Below are 18,013 nucleotides of genomic sequence, written 5' to 3'. Positions count from 1 at the left end.
GGAAAAATATGTCAGGCTAACGCCCTCATTGATCTCTGATTTTTGCTGGATAATGGTCTCAACGCTCAGTCTACACTATACGCAGGATGCGCTCAGCGCCTATTTCGCTCGGCTTTCTCACCTTCCCTGGGCGATGCTGCTCACCTCCGGCAACGCCGATCATGCCGATAATCGCTTCGATATGCTCACCGCCGATCCGCGCGCCACGCTGGTGACCCAGGGCGACGTCACAACGCTTGAAACGGACGGCGCGCAACATCGCTCCTCTGAGGATCCGCTGCGGCTGGTGCAGCAGCAGTGCGACGCGCTGGGTATTCATCCCGCCCGCCGTGACGACTTACCGTTTCAGGGCGGCGCGCTCGGCCTGTTCGGCTACGATCTCGGGCGACGCTTTGAAAATCTGCCGCAGCATGCCGCAGACGATCTGACCACGCCTGATATGGCGATCGGCATCTATGACTGGGCGCTGATCGCTGACCACTATCTGCAACGCCTGACGCTGGTGTCGCTGGGCGATGCGCAGGCGCGGCTGCGCTGGCTGCAACAGTGGCCCGCGCGTGACGCGGCGCCCTTCTCGCTCACCAGTCCCTGGCGATCCAACCTCAGCTATAGCGACTACGCCGCCCGTTTCCAGGCGGTGCAGGACTATATTCAGGCGGGCGACTGTTATCAGGTGAATCTGGCGCAGCGCTTTCAGACGGGCTATCAGGGCGATGAGTGGCAGGCGTTCTGCCGACTCAACGCGGCCAACCGCGCCCCTTTCAGCGCCTTTTTACGTCTGCCCGACAGCGCTATTCTCAGCCTGTCGCCGGAGCGATTTTTATCGCTAAAAGGCGATGAGATTGAAACCCGGCCGATTAAGGGCACGCGACCGCGCCAGGCCGATGCGGAAGCCGACCGGCTTGAAGCGCTGGCGCTGGCGCGATCGGAAAAAGATCGCGCCGAAAATCTGATGATTGTCGATCTGCTGCGCAACGATATTGGCCGCGTCGCCGCGCCAGGCTCCGTCAGCGTGCCGGAGCTGTTTGTGGTAGAGCCTTTTCCGGCGGTGCACCATCTGGTCAGCACCATTCGGGCGCGTCTGCCGCCAGCGCTGCACGCCTGCGATTTGCTGCGTGCCTGTTTCCCCGGCGGCTCCATTACCGGCGCGCCGAAAATCCGCGCGATGGAAATTATCGACGAGCTGGAACCGCATCGCCGCAATGCCTGGTGCGGCAGCATCGGCTACCTTAGTCTCTGCGGCCGCATGGACACCAGCATTACCATCCGCACGCTGATCGCGGAGCGGCAGCAGCTTTACTGCGCGGCGGGCGGCGGCGTGGTCGCCGACAGCGAGCTGGACGCGGAGTATCAGGAAACCTTACACAAAGTCAGCCGCATTTTGCCTGCGCTTTCCGGAGACGAACCATGCAGCCGTTAACGCTCGATGCCTTTGTTACCCGTTTTATCCTGCAGCAGCCGGAAAAACCGCAGCAGCGTCCCGCCGGTCGCCAGGCCGCAGTGCTGGTGCCGATCGTCGCGCGCGAAACGCCAGGACTGCTGCTGACGCGCCGTTCGCGCGAGCTGCGTAAGCATGCCGGTCAGGTCGCCTTTCCAGGGGGGATGCAGGATGACGACGACGCCTCGCTGGTGGCCACCGCGCTGCGCGAAGCGCAGGAAGAAGTTGGCATCGATCCCAATAAGGTGAAGGTGCTCGGCCAGCTTGCGCCCGTCACCAGCAGCACCGGTTTTCGCGTCACGCCGGTAGTTGGCATTATCTCCTCTGAGATTGCGCTTCATATCAATCCCGACGAGGTAGAAAGCGCGTTTGAAATGCCGCTGGAAGAGGCGCTGCGGCTTAACCGCTACGCCTCGCTGGAGGTGCATCGCGCTGGTCTGCGTCATCCGGTCTGGCTCTCTGTGTATCAGGAGTATCTGGTCTGGGGCATGACGGCTGGCATTATCCGTTCCCTGAGCCAGCAAATCGCGTTCTGACGCCCGCTTCGTCTCATCTTCCCCGTGAAACTGCCCGCTGTGAGCTTGCTCTCAGCATAACTATTTCTCGCCTGAAAGATTAGTTTATTTCATGCGAAAAGGCGCTCATTTACCCGGGCCCACGATTACTATTAGCGCCATAAACTGCCCCGGCAGAGATAAAAATTTTTTTGTGAGGAGTGTCGCCTGTGATTAGTGTTTTTGACATGTTCAAAGTGGGCATCGGCCCGTCGAGTTCCCATACCGTGGGACCGATGAAAGCAGGTAAAGAGTTTGTCGATCTGCTGATTGAACAGGGAAAACTTCAGGAGGTGACGCGCATTGCCGTGGATGTTTACGGCTCGCTCTCGCTGACCGGCAAAGGCCACCATACCGATATCGCCATTATTATGGGACTGGCGGGCGCTTCCCCGGCCACGGTAGATATCGACAGCATTCCGGCCTTTATTAAAGATGTTGAGCAGCGCGAACGCCTGTTGCTGGCTAACGGCGCGCATGAGGTAGACTTCCCGCGCGAAGGCGGCATGGTGTTTCGCAGCGAAAACCTTTCGCTGCATGAAAACGGCATGCGCCTGCTCGCTTTTGCGGGCGATCTGCTGATTTTAAGTAAAACTTACTATTCGGTCGGCGGCGGCTTTATCGTCGATGAAGAGCACTTTGGCCAGTCGACGCTGGATGAAGTGAGCGTGCCCTGGCCTTTCCATTCGGCTAAAGAGCTGCTGGCGCACTGCCGGGAAACCGGTCTTTCCCTCTCCGGTCTGGTGATGAAGAATGAGCTGGCGCTGCACTCGCGTGACGAGATCCGCGACTACTTTACCGACGTGTGGCAGACCATGCAGGCCTGTATCGATCGCGGGCTGAATACCGAAGGCGTGCTGCCGGGCCCGTTGCGCGTACCGCGTCGCGCCGCGTCGCTGCGCCGGCTGCTGACCTCGTCGTCGAAACACTCTAACGACCCGATGAACGTGATCGACTGGGTTAACATGTTCGCGCTGGCGGTCAATGAAGAGAACGCCGCTGGCGGCCGCGTCGTGACCGCGCCAACCAATGGCGCGTGTGGTATCGTGCCTGCGGTGCTCGCCTATTACGATCACTTTATCGAAACTGTTACTCCCGATATTTTTACCCGCTATTTCCTCGCGTCGGGCGCCATCGGCATCCTTTATAAGATGAATGCCTCTATCTCCGGCGCGGAAGTTGGCTGCCAGGGCGAAGTGGGCGTGGCCTGTTCAATGGCCGCCGCCGGACTGGCCGAACTGCTGGGCGGCAGCCCGGAACAGGTCTGCGTCGCGGCGGAGATCGGCATGGAGCACAATCTCGGCCTGACCTGCGATCCGGTTGCCGGTCAGGTTCAGGTGCCCTGTATCGAACGTAACGCTATCGCCTCGGTGAAAGCGATCAATGCCGCCCGTATGGCGCTGCGCCGCACCAGCGAACCGCGCGTTTCGCTCGATAAGGTAATCGAGACGATGTATGAGACCGGCAAAGATATGAACGCCAAATACCGTGAAACATCGCGCGGCGGACTGGCGATAAAAGTCCAGTGTGACTAATGTTCCCGTACCGCCTGTTTTTTAAGCGACCGTGAGGAAATACGTCCTGAACCCTACCTCATCGCACTGAATAACGTTAGAGTAATAATTCGCGCGGCCTTTTCAGGCCGCGCGGTTTTTTCACTACCGCTTTTTTATAAAGCATGGCTAAACCTTACCCGGGCCTTGCCGATAACATCCCCGTTATCCTGCTTCAATTTAGTGTGTGGAAGGTGGTTACTGATGCTTTTGGCCCAGCAATATGTTGGACAGTTTCGCCGTAAGCGACTCTTTATCGCGTTGGTGATCGCCGCTGTGGTTTTAATTCTGACGCTGGCATTTCGTTTTTTTGAAGAAAAGTCACGTATTGAGCAGCAGTCGCTCAATTTTGCCGATAACGCCATTCAGCGCTTTGACCGCATGTTTTCGCCGCTCGACGTCTCGGCGAACAATACGCTTGGGCTGGTGGGTGTGCCCTGCCAGGATGTGCGTTTCCCGCTTATTGAGAAAATTTCCGCGCTGCAAACCGTACGCGCCATGCTGCTGGTTGAGAATGACACCATCTACTGTTCCAGCATCTACGGGCCGCGCGCTATTCCTTTCAGCCAGACCTATCCGGAGCTGGCGTTTAATAATCAGCGTATGATGCTGACGGTCGATAACTATCTGCTGAAGGGCTCGCCGATCCTGCTGCTGTGGACACCAAAAACGCTCGACAACCGCTCCGGCATTTTGCAGGTGATCAATATCGAGCTGATGAGCACTTATCTGCTGGAACCGCAGCTTCCCTGGGTAGAGCGGGCTATTTTTAGCGTCGGCGGAGAGAGCCTGGAGTATGGTAATCCGCTGATTGAGCCCGCCATGCCGTCGGAGGATGAAGTCAGCTACGATCAGGGCTCGCTGCGCTATCCCTTTTCTATTACGTTGTATGGCCCTTCTCCGGCGCGTCTGGCGCTGTCGACGCTGCCGTCGCAGCTGCCGCTGGCGCTGCTGCTGAGCCTGCTGATCGGCTATATCGTCTGGCTGGCAACGGCGAATCGCATGAGCCTGAGCTGGCAGATCAGCTACGGCATTACCGCCAATGAATTTATGGTTTACTGCCAGCCGCTGATTAATGCGCAAAGCGGCGACTGCGACGGCATTGAGCTGCTGCTGCGCTGGCATAATGCGCGGCAGGGCTGGATCCCGCCGGACGTGTTTATTCCGCTGGCCGAGCAGCAGAACCTTATCGCGCCGCTGACGCGCTTTGTAATAGAGAAAGCGGTGGCGCAGCTGCCAAATCTGCCGCGCTGCCCGTCGTTCCATATCGCTATTAACGTAGCCGCCAGCCACTTTCGTGACCATGCTATCGTCGACGATCTGCAACAGCTGTGGTGGCCAGCGAATCCGCTGCCGAAGCTGGTAGTAGAGCTGACGGAGCGCGACGCCCTGCCGGTGGTGGATCAGAAGGTAATTTCGCAGCTGCACAGCATCGGCGTGCGTCTGGCCATTGATGATTTCGGCACCGGCCACAGCTCGCTCTCCTATCTGAAAGATTTGCAGCCCGACGTGCTGAAGATCGACAAGATTTTTACCGCCGCGATCGGCACTGACGCCATTAACGCTACGGTGACCGATATGGTGATTTCGCTGGCGCAGCGTTTAAACATCAGCCTGGTGGCCGAAGGAGTCGAAACGGCCGAACAGGCGGCCTATTTGCGCGAGCGCGGCGTGGATCTGTTGCAGGGGTATTATTACGCGCGTCCGATGCCGATAGAGGATTTTCCCGCCTGGCTGACGCAGCATCAGGCGCAGCTGCTGAATGGCGTCCCTTAATCTCTTTCAGACGGCAAACAACGTCACCCGCGCTAGCGCCCTCACCTCTAAGCAGTAAAAACGGCGCCTTAGCGCCGTTTTTATTTACTGCTCTTCTTCCTCATCCTCGTGCGGCCTGTCTTTCGTCACGCGCACCAGGTCGACGCGATAATCGGTCGCCTCAAGAATGGTGAAGTGTAGCGGCGGCAGATCGATCACCTCGCCCGGCAGCGGCAGTTGCCCTTTCTGAGCAATCAGCAGTCCCGCCAGCGACGCGTGATCTTCATCCGGATCAACCAGGTCGTTTACGTCGAACAGCTGCTGTAGCGAATGCAGGTCAGTGCCGCCCTTTACGATCCAGCCGTCGCCGTCGGCGATAATTTCCGGCGTTTCATCTTCGTCCGGGAACTCGCCAGCAATAGCCTCCAGCACGTCCAGCGGCGTAATCAGCCCCTGCACCACGCCGAACTCGTTGGTGACGATAACGAAGCTTCCCCTGGCGCGACGCAGCACGCCAAGCAGATTAATCGGGTCGAGCGTTTCAGGCACCACAAGCGCGGGAGACGCGGCGGCAAAGGTCGCTACATCCATACCGTGTTCAATCGCCACCAGCAACTCTTTAGCGCGCACCACGCCAACGATCTCGTCCAGCTCGCCGCGACACACCGGGAACAAACTGTGCGGCGTATCCAGCAGCTGAATGCGGATCTCATCCAGCGGGCGCTCAGCGTCAACCCAGGAGATTTCGCCACGCGGCGTCATAATGCTGCGGATAGAGCGCGACGCCAGCGTCAGCACGCCGTTAATCATATAGCGCTCCTCATCCTTAAAGGCCTCCTGCGGCATCGCCTGCGTGACAGGCGACTCCTCGCTGGTGGCGGGCTGCGCCGGGCGCTGACGTCCGCCCATCAGTCGCAGAATCGCCTCGGCGGTGCGCTCACGCATCGGACGATGCGCCTGATGACGCATAAAGTTACGGCGCGCGATCTGGTTAAACAGCTCGATCAGGATAGAGAAGCCGATCGCCGCGTAGAGATACCCTTTCGGAATATGGAAGCCAAACCCTTCCGCCACCAGCGACAGGCCGATCATCAGCAGGAAGCTAAGACAGAGCACCACTACGGTGGGATGCGCGTTGACAAAATTGGTCAACGGCTTCGAGGCCAGCAGCATCACGCCCATCGCAATCACCACTGCCGTCATCATAATCGGCAAATTGTTCACCATGCCCACCGCCGTGATCACCGCATCCAGCGAAAATACCGCGTCAAGCACCACAATCTGTATCACCACTGCCCAGAAGCTGGCGTAGTTGCGATTCCCCTGATGCTCTAACTGACGGTTCTCCAGCCGCTCGTGCAGCTCCATCGTCGCCTTGAACAACAGGAATACCCCACCCACCAGCAGGATCAAATCACGCCCGGCAAAGCTAAATTCGCCTACGCTAAATAACGGACGCGTCAGCGTAACCATCCATGAAATCAGCGACAGCAGGCCCAGACGCATCACCAGCGCCAGCGACAGGCCGATCAGGCGCGCTTTATCGCGCTGTTTCGGCGGCAGCTTGTCAGCAAGAATGGCGATAAATACCAGATTGTCGATGCCGAGCACGATTTCAAGTACGACAAGCGTGAGCAAACCGGCCCAGATTGAGGGGTCGAAGAGAAATTCCATCATTGACTCCTGAACGAAAGGCAGACTGAACGATATCGTGTCAGCGTCGTCTGGCGACGTGACAGAAAGGCAATCGGGTGAACTACGGAAACGCCGTCAGGCGTGAAAGCAGGCGCGAAGGTGCGCATTAAAGTGGTTAAGCGACGTCGGTGACGATCCATAAAGGTGGGCTGAAACCCGTTACTCCTGAGTAATAAACAGATCGCTAATGTAACAGGCTCGCAAATTACGTCAAAAAATTTTCTTTCATTTACAAATGATTCAGCGGGAAAGCGAAATTAAACAGGGCCTGGCGCGAGTTCGACCCTCTGATAGCTGACGGGCGTCACATAAATTATTTTTTCGCGCACTAAAATAAATCGCGACTCACCGATTCATGTAAGACACCTGGGGAATGATTCATTAATTCAGATGGTTTGAACGCGTTTATCCGAAGATAACCGTAGCGATAACTCATAACGATTCGTCAGCTCCAGACGAATTTCTTTAGCGAACGGAGGTAGCAAGTGACCATTGCGATAGTAATTGGTACACACGGCTGGGCAGCCGAACAACTGCTTAAAACCGCAGAAATGCTGTTGGGCGAGCAGGAGAACGTCGGATGGATCGACTTTGTGCCCGGCGAGAATGCAGAAACGCTTATCGAAAAATATCAGGCGCAACTGGCAAAGCTGGATACCACGAAAGGCGTGCTGTTCTTAGTCGACACCTGGGGAGGAAGTCCTTTCAACGCCGCCAGCCGCATTGTGCTGGATAAAGAAAATTACGATGTTATCGCCGGGGTCAATATTCCGATGCTGGTTGAAACCCTTATGGCGCGTGACGACAACCCCTCGTTTGTCGAGCTGGTCGGCATTGCGGTAGAAACGGGCCGCGAAGGCGTTAAGGCGCAAAAAACGCAGCTTGCCGCGCCCGCTGCGCCTGCCGCTGCGCCAGCAGCAAAAGCTCCGGCAACGCCGGCACCACCGCTGGCGCCGGGCGAACATATGAAAATCGGCCTGGCGCGTATCGATGACCGCCTGATCCATGGTCAGGTGGCAACGCGCTGGACCAAAGAGACCAACGTTGCGCGCATTATTGTGGTCAGCGACGAGGTGGCGAAAGATCATGTCCGCAAAACCCTGCTGACGCAGGTCGCACCGCCCGGCGTGACCGCACATGTGGTGGACGTCGACAAAATGGTGCGCGTCTGGAACAACCCGAAATATGGCCGCGACCGCGTCATGCTGCTCTTTACCAACCCTACCGACGTGCTGCGCGTGGTTGAACAGGGTGTCGATATTAAATCGGTCAATATCGGCGGCATGGCGTTTCGTCAGGGAAAAACGCAGGTTAACAACGCCGTATCGGTCGATGAAAAAGATATCGCGGCGTTCCGCAAGCTTAATGAACGCAACATTGAACTGGAAGTCCGTAAAGTTTCCAGCGATCAAAAACTGAAAATGATGGACCTGATCGCGAAGGTCAATGCGTAAAACGCCGCTGGCTGCGCCTGCGGGCCAGTTAACGCTATCCTCCTGAGGAGAAGGGATATGATGGAAATAACCTCGCTACAAATCATCCTGATATTTATCGTCGCCTGTATTGCGGGTATGGGTTCGATTCTGGATGAGTTTCAGTTTCACCGTCCGCTGGTCGCCTGTACCCTGATCGGGGCCGTACTCGGCGATATGAAGACCGGCATTATTATCGGCGGTACGCTGGAGATGATCGCGCTGGGCTGGATGAACATCGGTGCCGCCGTGGCGCCCGATGCCGCTCTCGCCTCAATCATCTCTACCATTCTGGTTATTGCCGGTGGCCAGAGCGTCGGCGCAGGTATTGCGCTGGCGATCCCGCTGGCTGCGGCGGGTCAGGTGCTGACAATTATCGTGCGTACCATCACCGTGGCCTTCCAGCATGCGGCCGACAAGGCGGCGGAGAAAGGCAACCTGACGGCGATTTCGTGGATCCACGTCTCGGCGCTGGTGTTGCAGGCGATGCGTATCGCCATTCCGGCGCTGATTGTGGCAATCTCGGTCGGCACCAGTGCGGTTCACTCTCTGCTCAGCTCCATTCCTGAAGTCGTCACCAATGGTCTGAATATCGCGGGCGGCATGATTGTCGTGGTCGGTTACGCGATGGTCATCAATATGATGCGCGCAGGCTATCTGATGCCGTTCTTCTATCTCGGCTTTGTTACCGCGGCCTTTACCAGCTTTAACCTGGTGGCGCTGGGCGTCATCGGCGTCGTCATGGCAGTGCTCTATATCCAGCTGGCACCGAAATATAACCGCGTAGCGGGTGCGCCTGCAGCGGGTCCGGCAAACAACGATCTCGATAACGAACTTGACTAAGGAACAGGTGACAACATGGTAGATACAACTACAACGCAAAAAAAACTCACCCCGGGCGATATTCGCGGCGTGTTTTTGCGGTCGAACCTGTTTCAGGGTTCATGGAACTTCGAGCGTATGCAGGCACTGGGTTTCTGTTTCTCAATGGTGCCGGTCATTCGTCGTCTCTATCCGGAAAATAACGAGGCGCGTAAGCAGGCGATTAAACGCCATCTGGAGTTCTTCAATACGCATCCCTACGTGGCCGCGCCGGTGCTGGGCGTCACCATGGCGATGGAGGAGCAGCGCGCAAACGGCGCAGCCATCGATGATGCCGCTATCAACGGCATTAAGGTTGGCCTGATGGGGCCGCTGGCTGGCGTTGGCGACCCGATTTTCTGGGGAACCGTACGGCCGGTATTCGCCGCGCTTGGCGCAGGCATCGCCATGAGCGGCAGCCTGCTCGGCCCGCTGCTGTTCTTTGTGCTGTTTAACCTGGCGCGTATGCTGACACGCTACTACGGCGTGGCGTATGGCTATCGCAAAGGGATCGATATCGTTAGCGATATGGGCGGCGGCTTCCTGCAGAAGCTGACGGAGGGCGCGTCAATTCTTGGCCTGTTTGTAATGGGCGCGCTGGTGAACAAGTGGACGCACGTTAATATCCCGCTGGTCGTATCGCGTATTACCGACCAGACCGGGAAAACCACCGTGACCACGGTTCAGACCATCCTCGACCAGCTGATGCCGGGCATCGTACCGCTGCTGTTGACCTTCGCCTGTATGTGGCTGCTGCGTCGTAAGGTCAACGCGCTGTGGATTATCGTTGGCTTCTTCGCCATCGGCATTTTTGGCTACTGGATCGGCCTGCTTGGCCTGTAGTTCTTTCGCCGGGCGCGCTGCGCCCGGCCACTTCCCCGCTTTTTCGACGCATCGCCACAGGAGAATGTGATGACACTAACGGACGGGCTCATCGCGCTCTGCATCGCCGCGCTGCTGCTTTTTTCTCTCTATAACGACTTTATCCTGCCGCGCCGCAAAGGCCCGACGCGTTTAAGCGTGCCGCTGCGACGCAGACACAAGATTGACAGCCTGATATTTATCGGGCTGCTGGTGATTTTACTCTGGAATAACGTCTCCCATCAGGGGCCGCAGCTAACAACCACCCTGCTGATGGTACTCTGCTTTCTCGCCTGCTGGCTGTTCTGGCTGCGTCGGCCAACTCTGCTGATGAAGGGCGAGGGATTGTTCTATAGCGGCGTATGGATAGCCTATGCGCGCATTCAAAGCATCAATCTGTCGGAAGACGGCATTCTGGTGATGCAGCTGGAACAGCGCCGCCTGTTGATCGCTGTGCAGCAGCTCGACGATCTGGAACGCATCTACAACACGCTGGTAGAAGCGCGCTAATCGCGCCGCCACAGGGTCAGACGAAAATCAGCGTCACACTCAAAGGTTTTCGTCGCCTGCAGCTCACCCCAGACCGAAGGCTTCGCGCGCCAGGCGAAAGGCGTCATCTGCAACAGCGTCGCTGCCGCGTCCCCGCTCAGATGCATCGCATAGCGCAGCGACTGCTGGGTCTCTTCGCTGAATCCGTTATAAAGTTTCTCTTCAGGCGCATGGAGCTGCACTTCGCGATAGATCAGCGCCTTGAACTGTTGCAGGTGGTGCGCGCCTGGCGTCACCGTCAGCAGCACGCCGCCGGGCTTGATTACGCGCGTCAGCTCCGCCTCGTTGCAGGGCGCGTAGATGCGCACTACGGCATCCAGCGAGGCATCGGCAAAGGGCAGGCGCTGGCTTGAGGCAACGCAAAACTGCACGTCCGGATAACGTTTCGCCGCCAGACGAATCGCGTTTTTAGCAATATCCAGCCCGTAAACCTCTGCGCCGAGCGTACTGAGCGCTGAGGTGTAATAGCCTTCGCCACAGCCAATGTCGAGCAGCGCGGAAGCGTCCTGCAGCTTTTCGCGCAGCAGCGCCACCACGCCGTCGCGCAGCGGCTGATAGTGCCCCGCCTGCAGAAACTCCCGTCGCGCCTGCATCATCTCTGCGCTATCGCCAGGCTCGCGTGAACCTTTATGCTGAACGGGCAGCAAATTAAGATAGCCCTCTTTCGCCTGATCGAACTGATGACGGTTTTCACAGCGCCAGCTGCGATTTTCAGGCTGCAAAGAGAGATGGCAGAGGGGGCAGATCAGCAACATAGGGACTCCATTAACAAGAGCGCCGCAGTTTACTCCGTTCGCTGCCGTACCGAAAGCGCAAAGAAAAAGCCCCGGTCAGATGACCAGGGCTTTACAGGATTCGTTTTCAGTGGTGCATGGCACCGAGCTGGCACGAAATCAGATAGCGGTTACGTTGACTGCAGCCGGGCCTTTCTGGCCGTCCTGAATTTCGAACTCAACGCTTTGGCCTTCAGCCAGGGTTTTGAAACCGTTGCCCTGGATAGCGGAGAAGTGTACGAACACATCTTTGCTACCGTCAGCAGGGGTAATAAAACCAAAACCTTTAGACTCGTTGAACCACTTAACCTGACCTTTAATCTTTGCCATTTTGCAAATTCCTTAGAGTGTTTATTTTGCCCGGAGGCAGACCTACAGAGAAACCAGAGACGTTACTGAATGAGGCACTAATTAAGGTTCGGCAAGGAAGCGGTATTCAACGTCAACGTTTTTACTCGTAACTTCTTTACTGAAGATGCCATACATAAACAGAACTGTACCTCGTTTGACCCACGAATTGTTATCACATATCCGCAAATTAATGGCAAGGCATTTTTAATCGGCGATGGACGCGCTGCACAAAATTTGCGAAGCAGTGACACACTTTGTTCATTTTGGTACATAACCTGACCATGCCGTAGCCGAAAAAGCAATAACCATCAACCTGCGACGATACGAATAACTCTAGCGGATAACCGCCTCGTCGTCCAACCTTGCTCACTGTAACGGATTAATTTAAAGATAAATTATTGCATTAATATGGCATTCTTTTTTCTTAAGCGAAACCGTAACCTAAAGTGCGGCGGCCTTGTTTCCTTTTTAACGACAGAGTATCCCCCTTTTCACTGGCACCGATAATAAATGCTTTTGCACCAAAATCAGGAAAATAAAAGATAACTCTGCCCCAATTAAAAGCAGAGGCACGCTTATTACTTATTACTATTTATTCTTTAATCCCGGATAAAATATCTCTTCAACCTAAAGCCTGCCGTAGATGAATCATCGTTATTTAGGATTTTTCCTGGTTAATATTCTCCAGGCTACGGCTCTCCCCTATTCTCCATGGCGCAAAGCGTCCATTATCTTCCCCGCTGCGCTGGATGGCGCACATTAATTCCGCAGGCGGTTCATCCAGCGATTCGTCAGCCAGCTCGAATACGCCCCAGTGAATGGGCAGGGTTAAAGGCTGACCGATTAGCCGCCATAATGACACCGCCTGGTCAGGGTCCATATGGCTGCTCGCCATGAACCATTTCGGTGCATAAGCGCCGATGGGCAAGGCAGCCAGATTGAACGGACCAAGCCTGCGTGGAATCTCCGCCAGATTTTCAGAAAAACCGCTGTCGCCAGAGAACCAGAAATTCAGCGCTTTGCTGCGCACCACCCAGCCGCACCATAAAGAGCGGTTGCGATCGTGCAGCGTACGCATGCTCCAGTGACGCGCCGGAACGGCGGTCAGCGTCAGATCCGCTTCCTGCTGGCTTTGCCACCAGTCAAGCTGGCGAACGTGGCGCGCGCCGCGCCGTTTAAACCACTTTTCCAGCCCCAGCGGCACCAGAAAGGTGACGTCCGGGAAACGCCGGATAATGCGCTTCACGGTGGTGAGATCGAGATGGTCGTAGTGATTATGTGATATCAGCACGTAATCGAGTCGCGGCAGCTGATGGATATTCAGCGGCGACGGCGATTTACGCTTTGGCCCGGCAAAGGGCAACGGTGAGGCGCGCGCAGAGAGCACCGGGTCGATCAGCAGATAGCGCTGGCTAAGGCGCAGCAGCAGCGCCGCATGGCCTAACCACCAGATCCGGTCGTCAGCGCCAGCCAAATCGGCCGGTTGCCACCACTGCGTTCTGAAGCCCTCATAGCCCGCCTGGGGCGGAAAAGGCAATCCCTGCGCTTTGCGCTCTTTGCGCCAGCGGTCAAGATCGCCCGGCTGGCGGAGATCGGGTTCCAGATTGCGGAAGCCTTCAGGGGTATGGTGCGCTTTACTGGCATCGTACCAGGGATTTCGCCAGGCCATGTTGCCTCCTTGCCAGAGTGGGGAACGTTAGCGTTCCGGGATCATGCGAATAAAATCGCGCTTCTCTTCCGGGTCCTGCTTTTCCTGCTCGCCGCTCTGGTTCTCAACCAGACGGCGCAGCAGCGCGTTCTGTTTTTTCTGTTCTTCCAGCAGGTGGCTCAGCAGCTGGATCTGTTCGCTGGCGCGCACGCTGGCCCGGTTAACGAAAAACCAGACGATAAACGCCACAATGATAATTATTGCCAGTACGCTATAGCTAAACAGCGGACCAGAAGTTGCGGCTAACTCGTTCATAACTGCCTCAAAAACGAAAAAATATTAATGGCCTCGATTCTACCTGCTGCGCGCGCGGCTGACCAGGCTATGCGCCTGAAAGCAGAATTCCCTGACGGCCTCGCTTTCGGCAATCTCCGATCGCTTCAGCAGACAAAGCGAGGCAAGCTGTTAATATTACGGGCCGCAGCAAACAGTGGACAGCTGCGTTATGTATCACATGGAGAACAAAATGAAACTTTTTATTCGGGCCATCTTGCTCATTGTCGTAATCTGGATCGCCATGCTGTTTACCGGCTACGGCGTGCTGACCGGCAGCACGAAGAATGCGGCGGGCCTGGGTCTGCAGTGCAGCTATCTAACCGCGCGCGGTCTGATTACCGCCCAGTATCTACATACCGACAGCGGCGTCATCGGCGTAACAGATTGCCCCCTGCTCAGAAAGAGCGGCGACGTGATCGATAACTAAGAAACAGGCCGCTTTGTATCCGCGCGGTTGTCAGAGAGTAAAGCGGGCATTTGCCCGCTTTTTTATCAGAAGGGGTAGTCGTGATAGCCCATCTCAGCGGAGAGCGTACGCGCCGCGCGATGCAGCATAGCGACATAATCGCTTTTCGCCTCTTCCGAGAAGCGAATCGTCGGGAAAGAGATGCTGAGTCCGGCGATGACCACGCCGAAGCGGTCAAAAACCGGCACAGCGATACAGCGTAACCCCTCTTCCTGCTCTTCGTTATCTTCGCCGAATCCCTGTACCTTCACCTGATCCAGCACCTCGAGAAGCGCTTCGCGCGTAACGATGGTGTTAGCGGTGCTGCGCTTAAACTCGACCTCTCTAAGAATATCATTCACCTCTGCGCGGTCGCGCCAGGCGAGCAGCACTTTACCGATGGCCGTGGTGTGCAACGGGTTGCGGCGACCGATGCGCGAATACATACGCAGGTTATAGAGCGAGTCGATTTTGTGGATATAGACAATGCTGTCCTCTTCCAGCGCCCCAAGATGAATTGTTTCTTTGGTCAGGCGGGAAAGCTCGCGCATCTGCACGTCCGCGCTGCGGATCAGATCGACGTTCTGCAGCGCTTTCGCGCCCAGCTCAAACAGCTTCAGCGTCAGGGAGTATTTTTCACTCTCTCCTTCCTGAGTGACGTAACCCAGCGCCTTCATGGTCTGCAGGAAGCGGTAAACGGTACTTTTCGACATCATGACGCGCTGCGCCAGCTCAGTAATACCGTGATCGCGCTCCTCGCCCAGCGCCTGAAGAATGCCGAACACCTTCATCACGGAGGAAACGGCATCGGGTTGTTTATCGTTTTCACTGGCGGCCATCACGCACCCTTTTTTGAAATTGTTTTAATAAAATCGGAACAGAGGGTGAATATAGCGCGTCCCCGCATGCAGCACCATTGCCTGTCACTGAACGACATAATTTAGCCGCGACTTTTAGTCTAAAGGCGGTGCGTTTTGGCAGTGGATTCATTAGCATGTTCATATTCACCCACTTTACTTGTCTCGCTATGTCCCCTACACCTTTTCAGGACGGCCTTCCCGTTCCGCAACGCTATGGCGCGATTTTTACCATTGCCCTGGGCATTATGATGGCAGTGCTGGACGGCGCTATCGCCAACGTGGCGTTGCCGACTATCGCGCGCGAGCTTCATGCCAGTCCCGCGCAGTCCGTCTGGATCGTTAACGCCTATCAGATCGCTATCGTCGCCTCGCTGCTGTCGCTCTCTTTTCTGGGTGATATGCTGGGCTATCGTCGCGTCTATCAGGTCGGTCTCGGCCTGTTTATCCTTACCTCAGCCTTTTGCGCCCTCTCCTCTTCGCTCTCGATGCTGACCCTGGCGCGCGTGCTGCAGGGTTTTGGCGGCGCGGCGTTGATGAGCGTAAACACCGCGCTGATCCGTATTATCTATCCGCAGCGCCATCTGGGACGCGGCATGGCGATTAACTCCCTTGTGGTAGCAGTATCAAGCGCCGCCGGGCCGACGGTCGCCGCGGCGATCCTCTCCTTCGCCAGCTGGAAATGGCTTTTCCTGATCAACGTGCCGCTGGGCGTCATTGCGCTCTGGCTGGCGCTGCGCTTTTTGCCGGAAAACAGCCAGAAAGCGAAAGCGCAAAAATTCGACGTGCCGAGCGCGCTGATGAATGCGCTCTTTTTCGGGCTGCTGATCTACGGGCTGACCGGTTTCGCTCAGGGAGAAAGCCCTGCTCTGGCGCTGGCTGAGGTGGTAGTGCTAGCGGTAGTCGGCTGGTTCTTTGTGCGCCGTCAGCAGCGGCTGGCGGTGCCGCTGCTGCCGGTCGATCTGCTGCGTATCCCGCTTTTTAGCCTGTCGATCTGCACCTCGATCTGCTCTTTCTGCGCGCAGATGCTGGCGATGGTTTCGCTGCCCTTTTTCCTGCAAAACGTGCTGGAGCGCAATGAAGTCGCTACCGGCCTGCTGCTGACGCCCTGGCCGCTGGCGACCATGGTGCTGGCACCGATTGCCGGACGTTTGATTGAGCATATTCATGCCGGGCTGCTCGGCGGTATTGGTCTGGCGCTTTTCGCGGCGGGGCTCTTCCTGCTGGCGTTGCTGCCCGCCCAGCCGCAGGACTGGGATATTATCTGGCGGATGGCGCTGTGCGGGGCCGGTTTTGGCCTGTTCCAGTCGCCCAATAACCACACCATTATCTCTTCCGCTCCGCGCAACCGCAGCGGCGGCGCCAGCGGAATGCTGGGAACGGCGCGTCTGCTGGGTCAGAGCAGCGGCGCGGCGCTGGTGGCGCTGATGTTCACGATGTTCGATCAGAACGGTACGCACGCCTCGCTGATTCTGGCGGGACTCTTCTCCAGCGTCGCCGCGCTGTTCAGCCTCTCGCGCCTGTCGCAAAAGCGCGCCGCAGCGCAGTAGGTCACATCAATAAAAAAGGCGACTCCAGGGAGTCGCCTTTTTCTTTGGCTCTGCGATTACTTCAGGTACTGGCCGCTGCGTAGCGCTTCGATACGCTTATCCAGCGGCGGGTGCGACATAAACAGCTCGCTCAGGGATTTGTTTTTGCCGTTGATGCAAAACGCCATCATGCTGCTCGGCTCCTGCGGTTCGTAGCTGGTTTTCAGGCGCTGCAGCGCGGCGATCATCTTCTCGCGTCCCACCAGCTTCGCTGAACCGGCGTCGGCGTGGAACTCACGGTGACGCGAGAACCACATGGTGATGATGCTGGCCAGAATACCGAACACCAGCTCCAGCACCGTCGCCACGGCGAAGTAGACCAGCGGATTGCCGTTGCCGCCCTCTTCGCCGTCACGGTTGCCGGACAGAAAGCCCGACGCCACCTGCGCGATAATACGCGAAATAAAGATCACGAAGGTGTTCACGATGCCCTGAATCAGCGTCATGGTCACCATGTCGCCATTAGCGATATGCGCGATCTCATGCGCCAGCACCGCCTCCGCTTCGTCACGGCTCATGTTCTGCAACAGACCGGTGGAAACGGCAACCAGCGACGCATCACGCCGCGCGCCGGTGGCGAACGCGTTAATATCGGGCGCATGGTACACAGCGACCTGCGGCATAGCGATGCCCGCCTGCTGCGCCTGACGGCCAACGGTCTGCATCAGCCAGCGTTCCGTTTCATTCCGGGGTTGTTCAATCACTTCACCGCCGACCGAACGCAACGCCATCCACTTCGACATCAGCAGTGAAACAAACGCACCGCCAAAGCCAAACAGGCCTGCCATAATCATCAGGCCCTGAACACTGCTTGACTGGATCCCTGTCAGGCTGAGGATCAGCCCAAAGACCAACATCACAGCTAAGTTGGTCACCAGGAAAAGAGCAATACGCATCATAAAAGTTAATTTTCCTCAGTTGTTCATGCGCTGACTGCGCGGATCCTTATCCTAGGGTCATCGCGCCGCATTTCAAGCGACCTTAACCTTTAAGTGCCTAAAAAGACATAACTTTACATTTAGTCACGCTTTCCTCTCGCAGGCTGGTTTCAGCCACCGCTCCCGATCCTCAGGGCAAAAAAAAGCACCGCGGCGCGGTGCTTTTCAATCCCTTGCGCTTACTGCGCGGCGGGAGTGGACGCAGCAGGCTGTGATTTATCCAGCTGCGCCAGATCGTTGGCGATTTTCACCGTCTCGTCGAGGTAAGGATCGGGCTCTTTATAATCCTTCGGCAGATCGTCCAGACTCTTCAGCGGCTTTTTGCCTTCCGCCTGATA

At 56.8% G+C, this 18,013-nt stretch carries 19 protein-coding genes; 10 read left to right on the top strand and 9 right to left on the bottom strand.

The features are described 5' to 3' along the window. Positions 1–49: 49 nt before the first annotated feature. From pabB to B3797_RS10495, 4 genes are all read left to right on the top strand, one after another. Positions 50–1,420, top strand: a complete 1,371-nt coding sequence (gene pabB / locus B3797_RS10510) for an aminodeoxychorismate synthase component 1 (protein ID WP_311791069.1) — start codon at positions 50–52, stop codon at positions 1,418–1,420. Continuing rightward, on the top strand, positions 1,408–1,974 hold the full coding sequence (locus B3797_RS10505; protein WP_311791050.1) for a CoA pyrophosphatase: 567 nt from the start codon (positions 1,408–1,410) through the stop codon (positions 1,972–1,974). The genes pabB and B3797_RS10505 overlap by 13 nt, the downstream gene beginning before the upstream one ends. Positions 1,975–2,162: 188 nt before the next feature. Further along, the gene (sdaA, locus tag B3797_RS10500; protein ID WP_120453920.1) at positions 2,163–3,527 is read left to right on the top strand and encodes an L-serine ammonia-lyase; all 1,365 of its coding nucleotides are present in this window, start codon (positions 2,163–2,165) and stop codon (positions 3,525–3,527) included. Positions 3,528–3,749: 222 nt separating this feature from the next. Further along, entirely contained in the window at positions 3,750–5,321 is a 1,572-nt protein-coding gene (locus B3797_RS10495) for an EAL domain-containing protein (RefSeq protein ID WP_311791049.1), read from the top strand. Between the two features lie 84 nt (positions 5,322–5,405). Here the strand turns inward: B3797_RS10495 and B3797_RS10490 are convergent, their stop codons facing one another. Further along, entirely contained in the window at positions 5,406–6,974 is a 1,569-nt protein-coding gene (locus tag B3797_RS10490; RefSeq protein WP_311783002.1) for a TerC family protein, read from the bottom strand. Positions 6,975–7,480: 506 nt separating this feature from the next. On the opposite strand from B3797_RS10490, the gene manX reads away from it, so the two are divergent. The 4 genes from manX to B3797_RS10470 all read left to right on the top strand — a co-directional run bounded on the left by manX (position 7,481) and on the right by B3797_RS10470 (position 10,699). Continuing rightward, positions 7,481–8,449: a PTS mannose transporter subunit IIAB gene (manX, locus tag B3797_RS10485; RefSeq protein WP_311791048.1), complete on the top strand. Its 969-nt coding sequence runs from the start codon at positions 7,481–7,483 to the stop codon at positions 8,447–8,449. A 60-nt stretch (positions 8,450–8,509) separates the two neighbouring features. Next, on the top strand, positions 8,510–9,310 hold the full coding sequence (locus tag B3797_RS10480) for a PTS mannose/fructose/sorbose transporter subunit IIC (RefSeq protein ID WP_033747932.1): 801 nt from the start codon (positions 8,510–8,512) through the stop codon (positions 9,308–9,310). Positions 9,311–9,325: 15 nt separating this feature from the next. Then, positions 9,326–10,171, top strand: a complete 846-nt coding sequence (locus B3797_RS10475) for a PTS mannose transporter subunit IID (protein WP_120453912.1) — start codon at positions 9,326–9,328, stop codon at positions 10,169–10,171. 69 nt (positions 10,172–10,240) lie between these two features. Continuing rightward, positions 10,241–10,699 (top strand): DUF986 family protein, encoded by a 459-nt coding sequence (locus B3797_RS10470; protein ID WP_311782300.1) that lies wholly within the window; start codon positions 10,241–10,243, stop codon positions 10,697–10,699. On the opposite strand, the gene rlmA is transcribed toward B3797_RS10470, so the two are convergent. From rlmA to B3797_RS10445, 5 genes are all read right to left on the bottom strand, one after another. Then, positions 10,696–11,493: a 23S rRNA (guanine(745)-N(1))-methyltransferase gene (gene rlmA / locus B3797_RS10465; protein ID WP_311791047.1), complete on the bottom strand. Its 798-nt coding sequence runs from the start codon at positions 11,491–11,493 to the stop codon at positions 10,696–10,698. The two genes, B3797_RS10470 and rlmA, sit on opposite strands and share 4 nt — an antisense overlap. Before the next feature lie 138 nt (positions 11,494–11,631). Next, entirely contained in the window at positions 11,632–11,841 is a 210-nt protein-coding gene (gene cspE, locus B3797_RS10460) for a transcription antiterminator/RNA stability regulator CspE (protein ID WP_003852684.1), read from the bottom strand. 81 nt (positions 11,842–11,922) lie between these two features. Beyond that, positions 11,923–11,997: a DUF2627 domain-containing protein gene (locus tag B3797_RS10455; protein ID WP_370661853.1), complete on the bottom strand. Its 75-nt coding sequence runs from the start codon at positions 11,995–11,997 to the stop codon at positions 11,923–11,925. A 523-nt stretch (positions 11,998–12,520) separates the two neighbouring features. Continuing rightward, positions 12,521–13,531 (bottom strand): MBL fold metallo-hydrolase, encoded by a 1,011-nt coding sequence (locus B3797_RS10450; protein ID WP_311791046.1) that lies wholly within the window; start codon positions 13,529–13,531, stop codon positions 12,521–12,523. Between the two features lie 27 nt (positions 13,532–13,558). Then, positions 13,559–13,825 (bottom strand): YebO family protein, encoded by a 267-nt coding sequence (locus B3797_RS10445; RefSeq protein ID WP_311791045.1) that lies wholly within the window; start codon positions 13,823–13,825, stop codon positions 13,559–13,561. A 211-nt stretch (positions 13,826–14,036) separates the two neighbouring features. Between B3797_RS10445 and B3797_RS10440 the strand changes: the two genes are divergently transcribed. Further along, on the top strand, positions 14,037–14,273 hold the full coding sequence (locus B3797_RS10440) for a YobH family protein (RefSeq protein ID WP_311782304.1): 237 nt from the start codon (positions 14,037–14,039) through the stop codon (positions 14,271–14,273). Positions 14,274–14,338: 65 nt separating this feature from the next. On the opposite strand, the gene kdgR is transcribed toward B3797_RS10440, so the two are convergent. Continuing rightward, positions 14,339–15,130 carry a DNA-binding transcriptional regulator KdgR gene (kdgR, locus tag B3797_RS10435; RefSeq protein ID WP_311791044.1) on the bottom strand — a complete coding sequence of 264 codons (792 nt, stop codon included), beginning with the start codon at positions 15,128–15,130 and terminating at the stop codon, positions 14,339–14,341. A 188-nt stretch (positions 15,131–15,318) separates the two neighbouring features. On the opposite strand from kdgR, the gene B3797_RS10430 reads away from it, so the two are divergent. Then, the gene (locus B3797_RS10430; RefSeq protein WP_311791043.1) at positions 15,319–16,698 is read left to right on the top strand and encodes an MFS transporter; all 1,380 of its coding nucleotides are present in this window, start codon (positions 15,319–15,321) and stop codon (positions 16,696–16,698) included. 56 nt (positions 16,699–16,754) lie between these two features. Here the strand turns inward: B3797_RS10430 and htpX are convergent, their stop codons facing one another. After that, a complete protein-coding gene (htpX, locus tag B3797_RS10425; protein WP_120453895.1) occupies positions 16,755–17,636 on the bottom strand; it encodes a protease HtpX in 882 nt (293 codons plus the stop codon). Positions 17,637–17,854: 218 nt separating this feature from the next. Then, the coding region (locus tag B3797_RS19590) for a hypothetical protein (protein ID WP_414693065.1) at positions 17,855–18,013 on the bottom strand (159 nt) is incomplete at its 5' end.

Source organism: Pantoea sp. UBA5923 (genome assembly GCF_002431095.1).
GTDB lineage: Bacteria > Pseudomonadota > Gammaproteobacteria > Enterobacterales > Enterobacteriaceae > Pantoea > Pantoea piersonii.
The sequence above is the reverse complement of the archived record's forward strand: the minus strand, read 5'-3'. Positions and strand labels throughout refer to the sequence as shown.

Coding starts and splice junctions, on each gene's coding strand:
- htpX (WP_120453895.1), bottom strand. CDS start 17,636: ATGATGCGTATTGCTCTTTTCCTGGTGACCAACTTAGCTGTGATGTTG.
- B3797_RS10450 (WP_311791046.1), bottom strand. CDS start 13,531: ATGGCCTGGCGAAATCCCTGGTACGATGCCAGTAAAGCGCACCATACC.
- cspE (WP_003852684.1), bottom strand. CDS start 11,841: ATGGCAAAGATTAAAGGTCAGGTTAAGTGGTTCAACGAGTCTAAAGGT.
- B3797_RS10430 (WP_311791043.1), top strand. CDS start 15,319: ATGTCCCCTACACCTTTTCAGGACGGCCTTCCCGTTCCGCAACGCTAT.
- B3797_RS10475 (WP_120453912.1), top strand. CDS start 9,326: ATGGTAGATACAACTACAACGCAAAAAAAACTCACCCCGGGCGATATT.
- B3797_RS10505 (WP_311791050.1), top strand. CDS start 1,408: ATGCAGCCGTTAACGCTCGATGCCTTTGTTACCCGTTTTATCCTGCAG.
- B3797_RS10445 (WP_311791045.1), bottom strand. CDS start 13,825: ATGAACGAGTTAGCCGCAACTTCTGGTCCGCTGTTTAGCTATAGCGTA.
- B3797_RS10495 (WP_311791049.1), top strand. CDS start 3,750: ATGCTTTTGGCCCAGCAATATGTTGGACAGTTTCGCCGTAAGCGACTC.
- B3797_RS10490 (WP_311783002.1), bottom strand. CDS start 6,974: ATGGAATTTCTCTTCGACCCCTCAATCTGGGCCGGTTTGCTCACGCTT.
- rlmA (WP_311791047.1), bottom strand. CDS start 11,493: ATGTTGCTGATCTGCCCCCTCTGCCATCTCTCTTTGCAGCCTGAAAAT.
- kdgR (WP_311791044.1), bottom strand. CDS start 15,130: ATGGCCGCCAGTGAAAACGATAAACAACCCGATGCCGTTTCCTCCGTG.
- B3797_RS10470 (WP_311782300.1), top strand. CDS start 10,241: ATGACACTAACGGACGGGCTCATCGCGCTCTGCATCGCCGCGCTGCTG.
- B3797_RS10440 (WP_311782304.1), top strand. CDS start 14,037: ATGAAACTTTTTATTCGGGCCATCTTGCTCATTGTCGTAATCTGGATC.
- B3797_RS10480 (WP_033747932.1), top strand. CDS start 8,510: ATGGAAATAACCTCGCTACAAATCATCCTGATATTTATCGTCGCCTGT.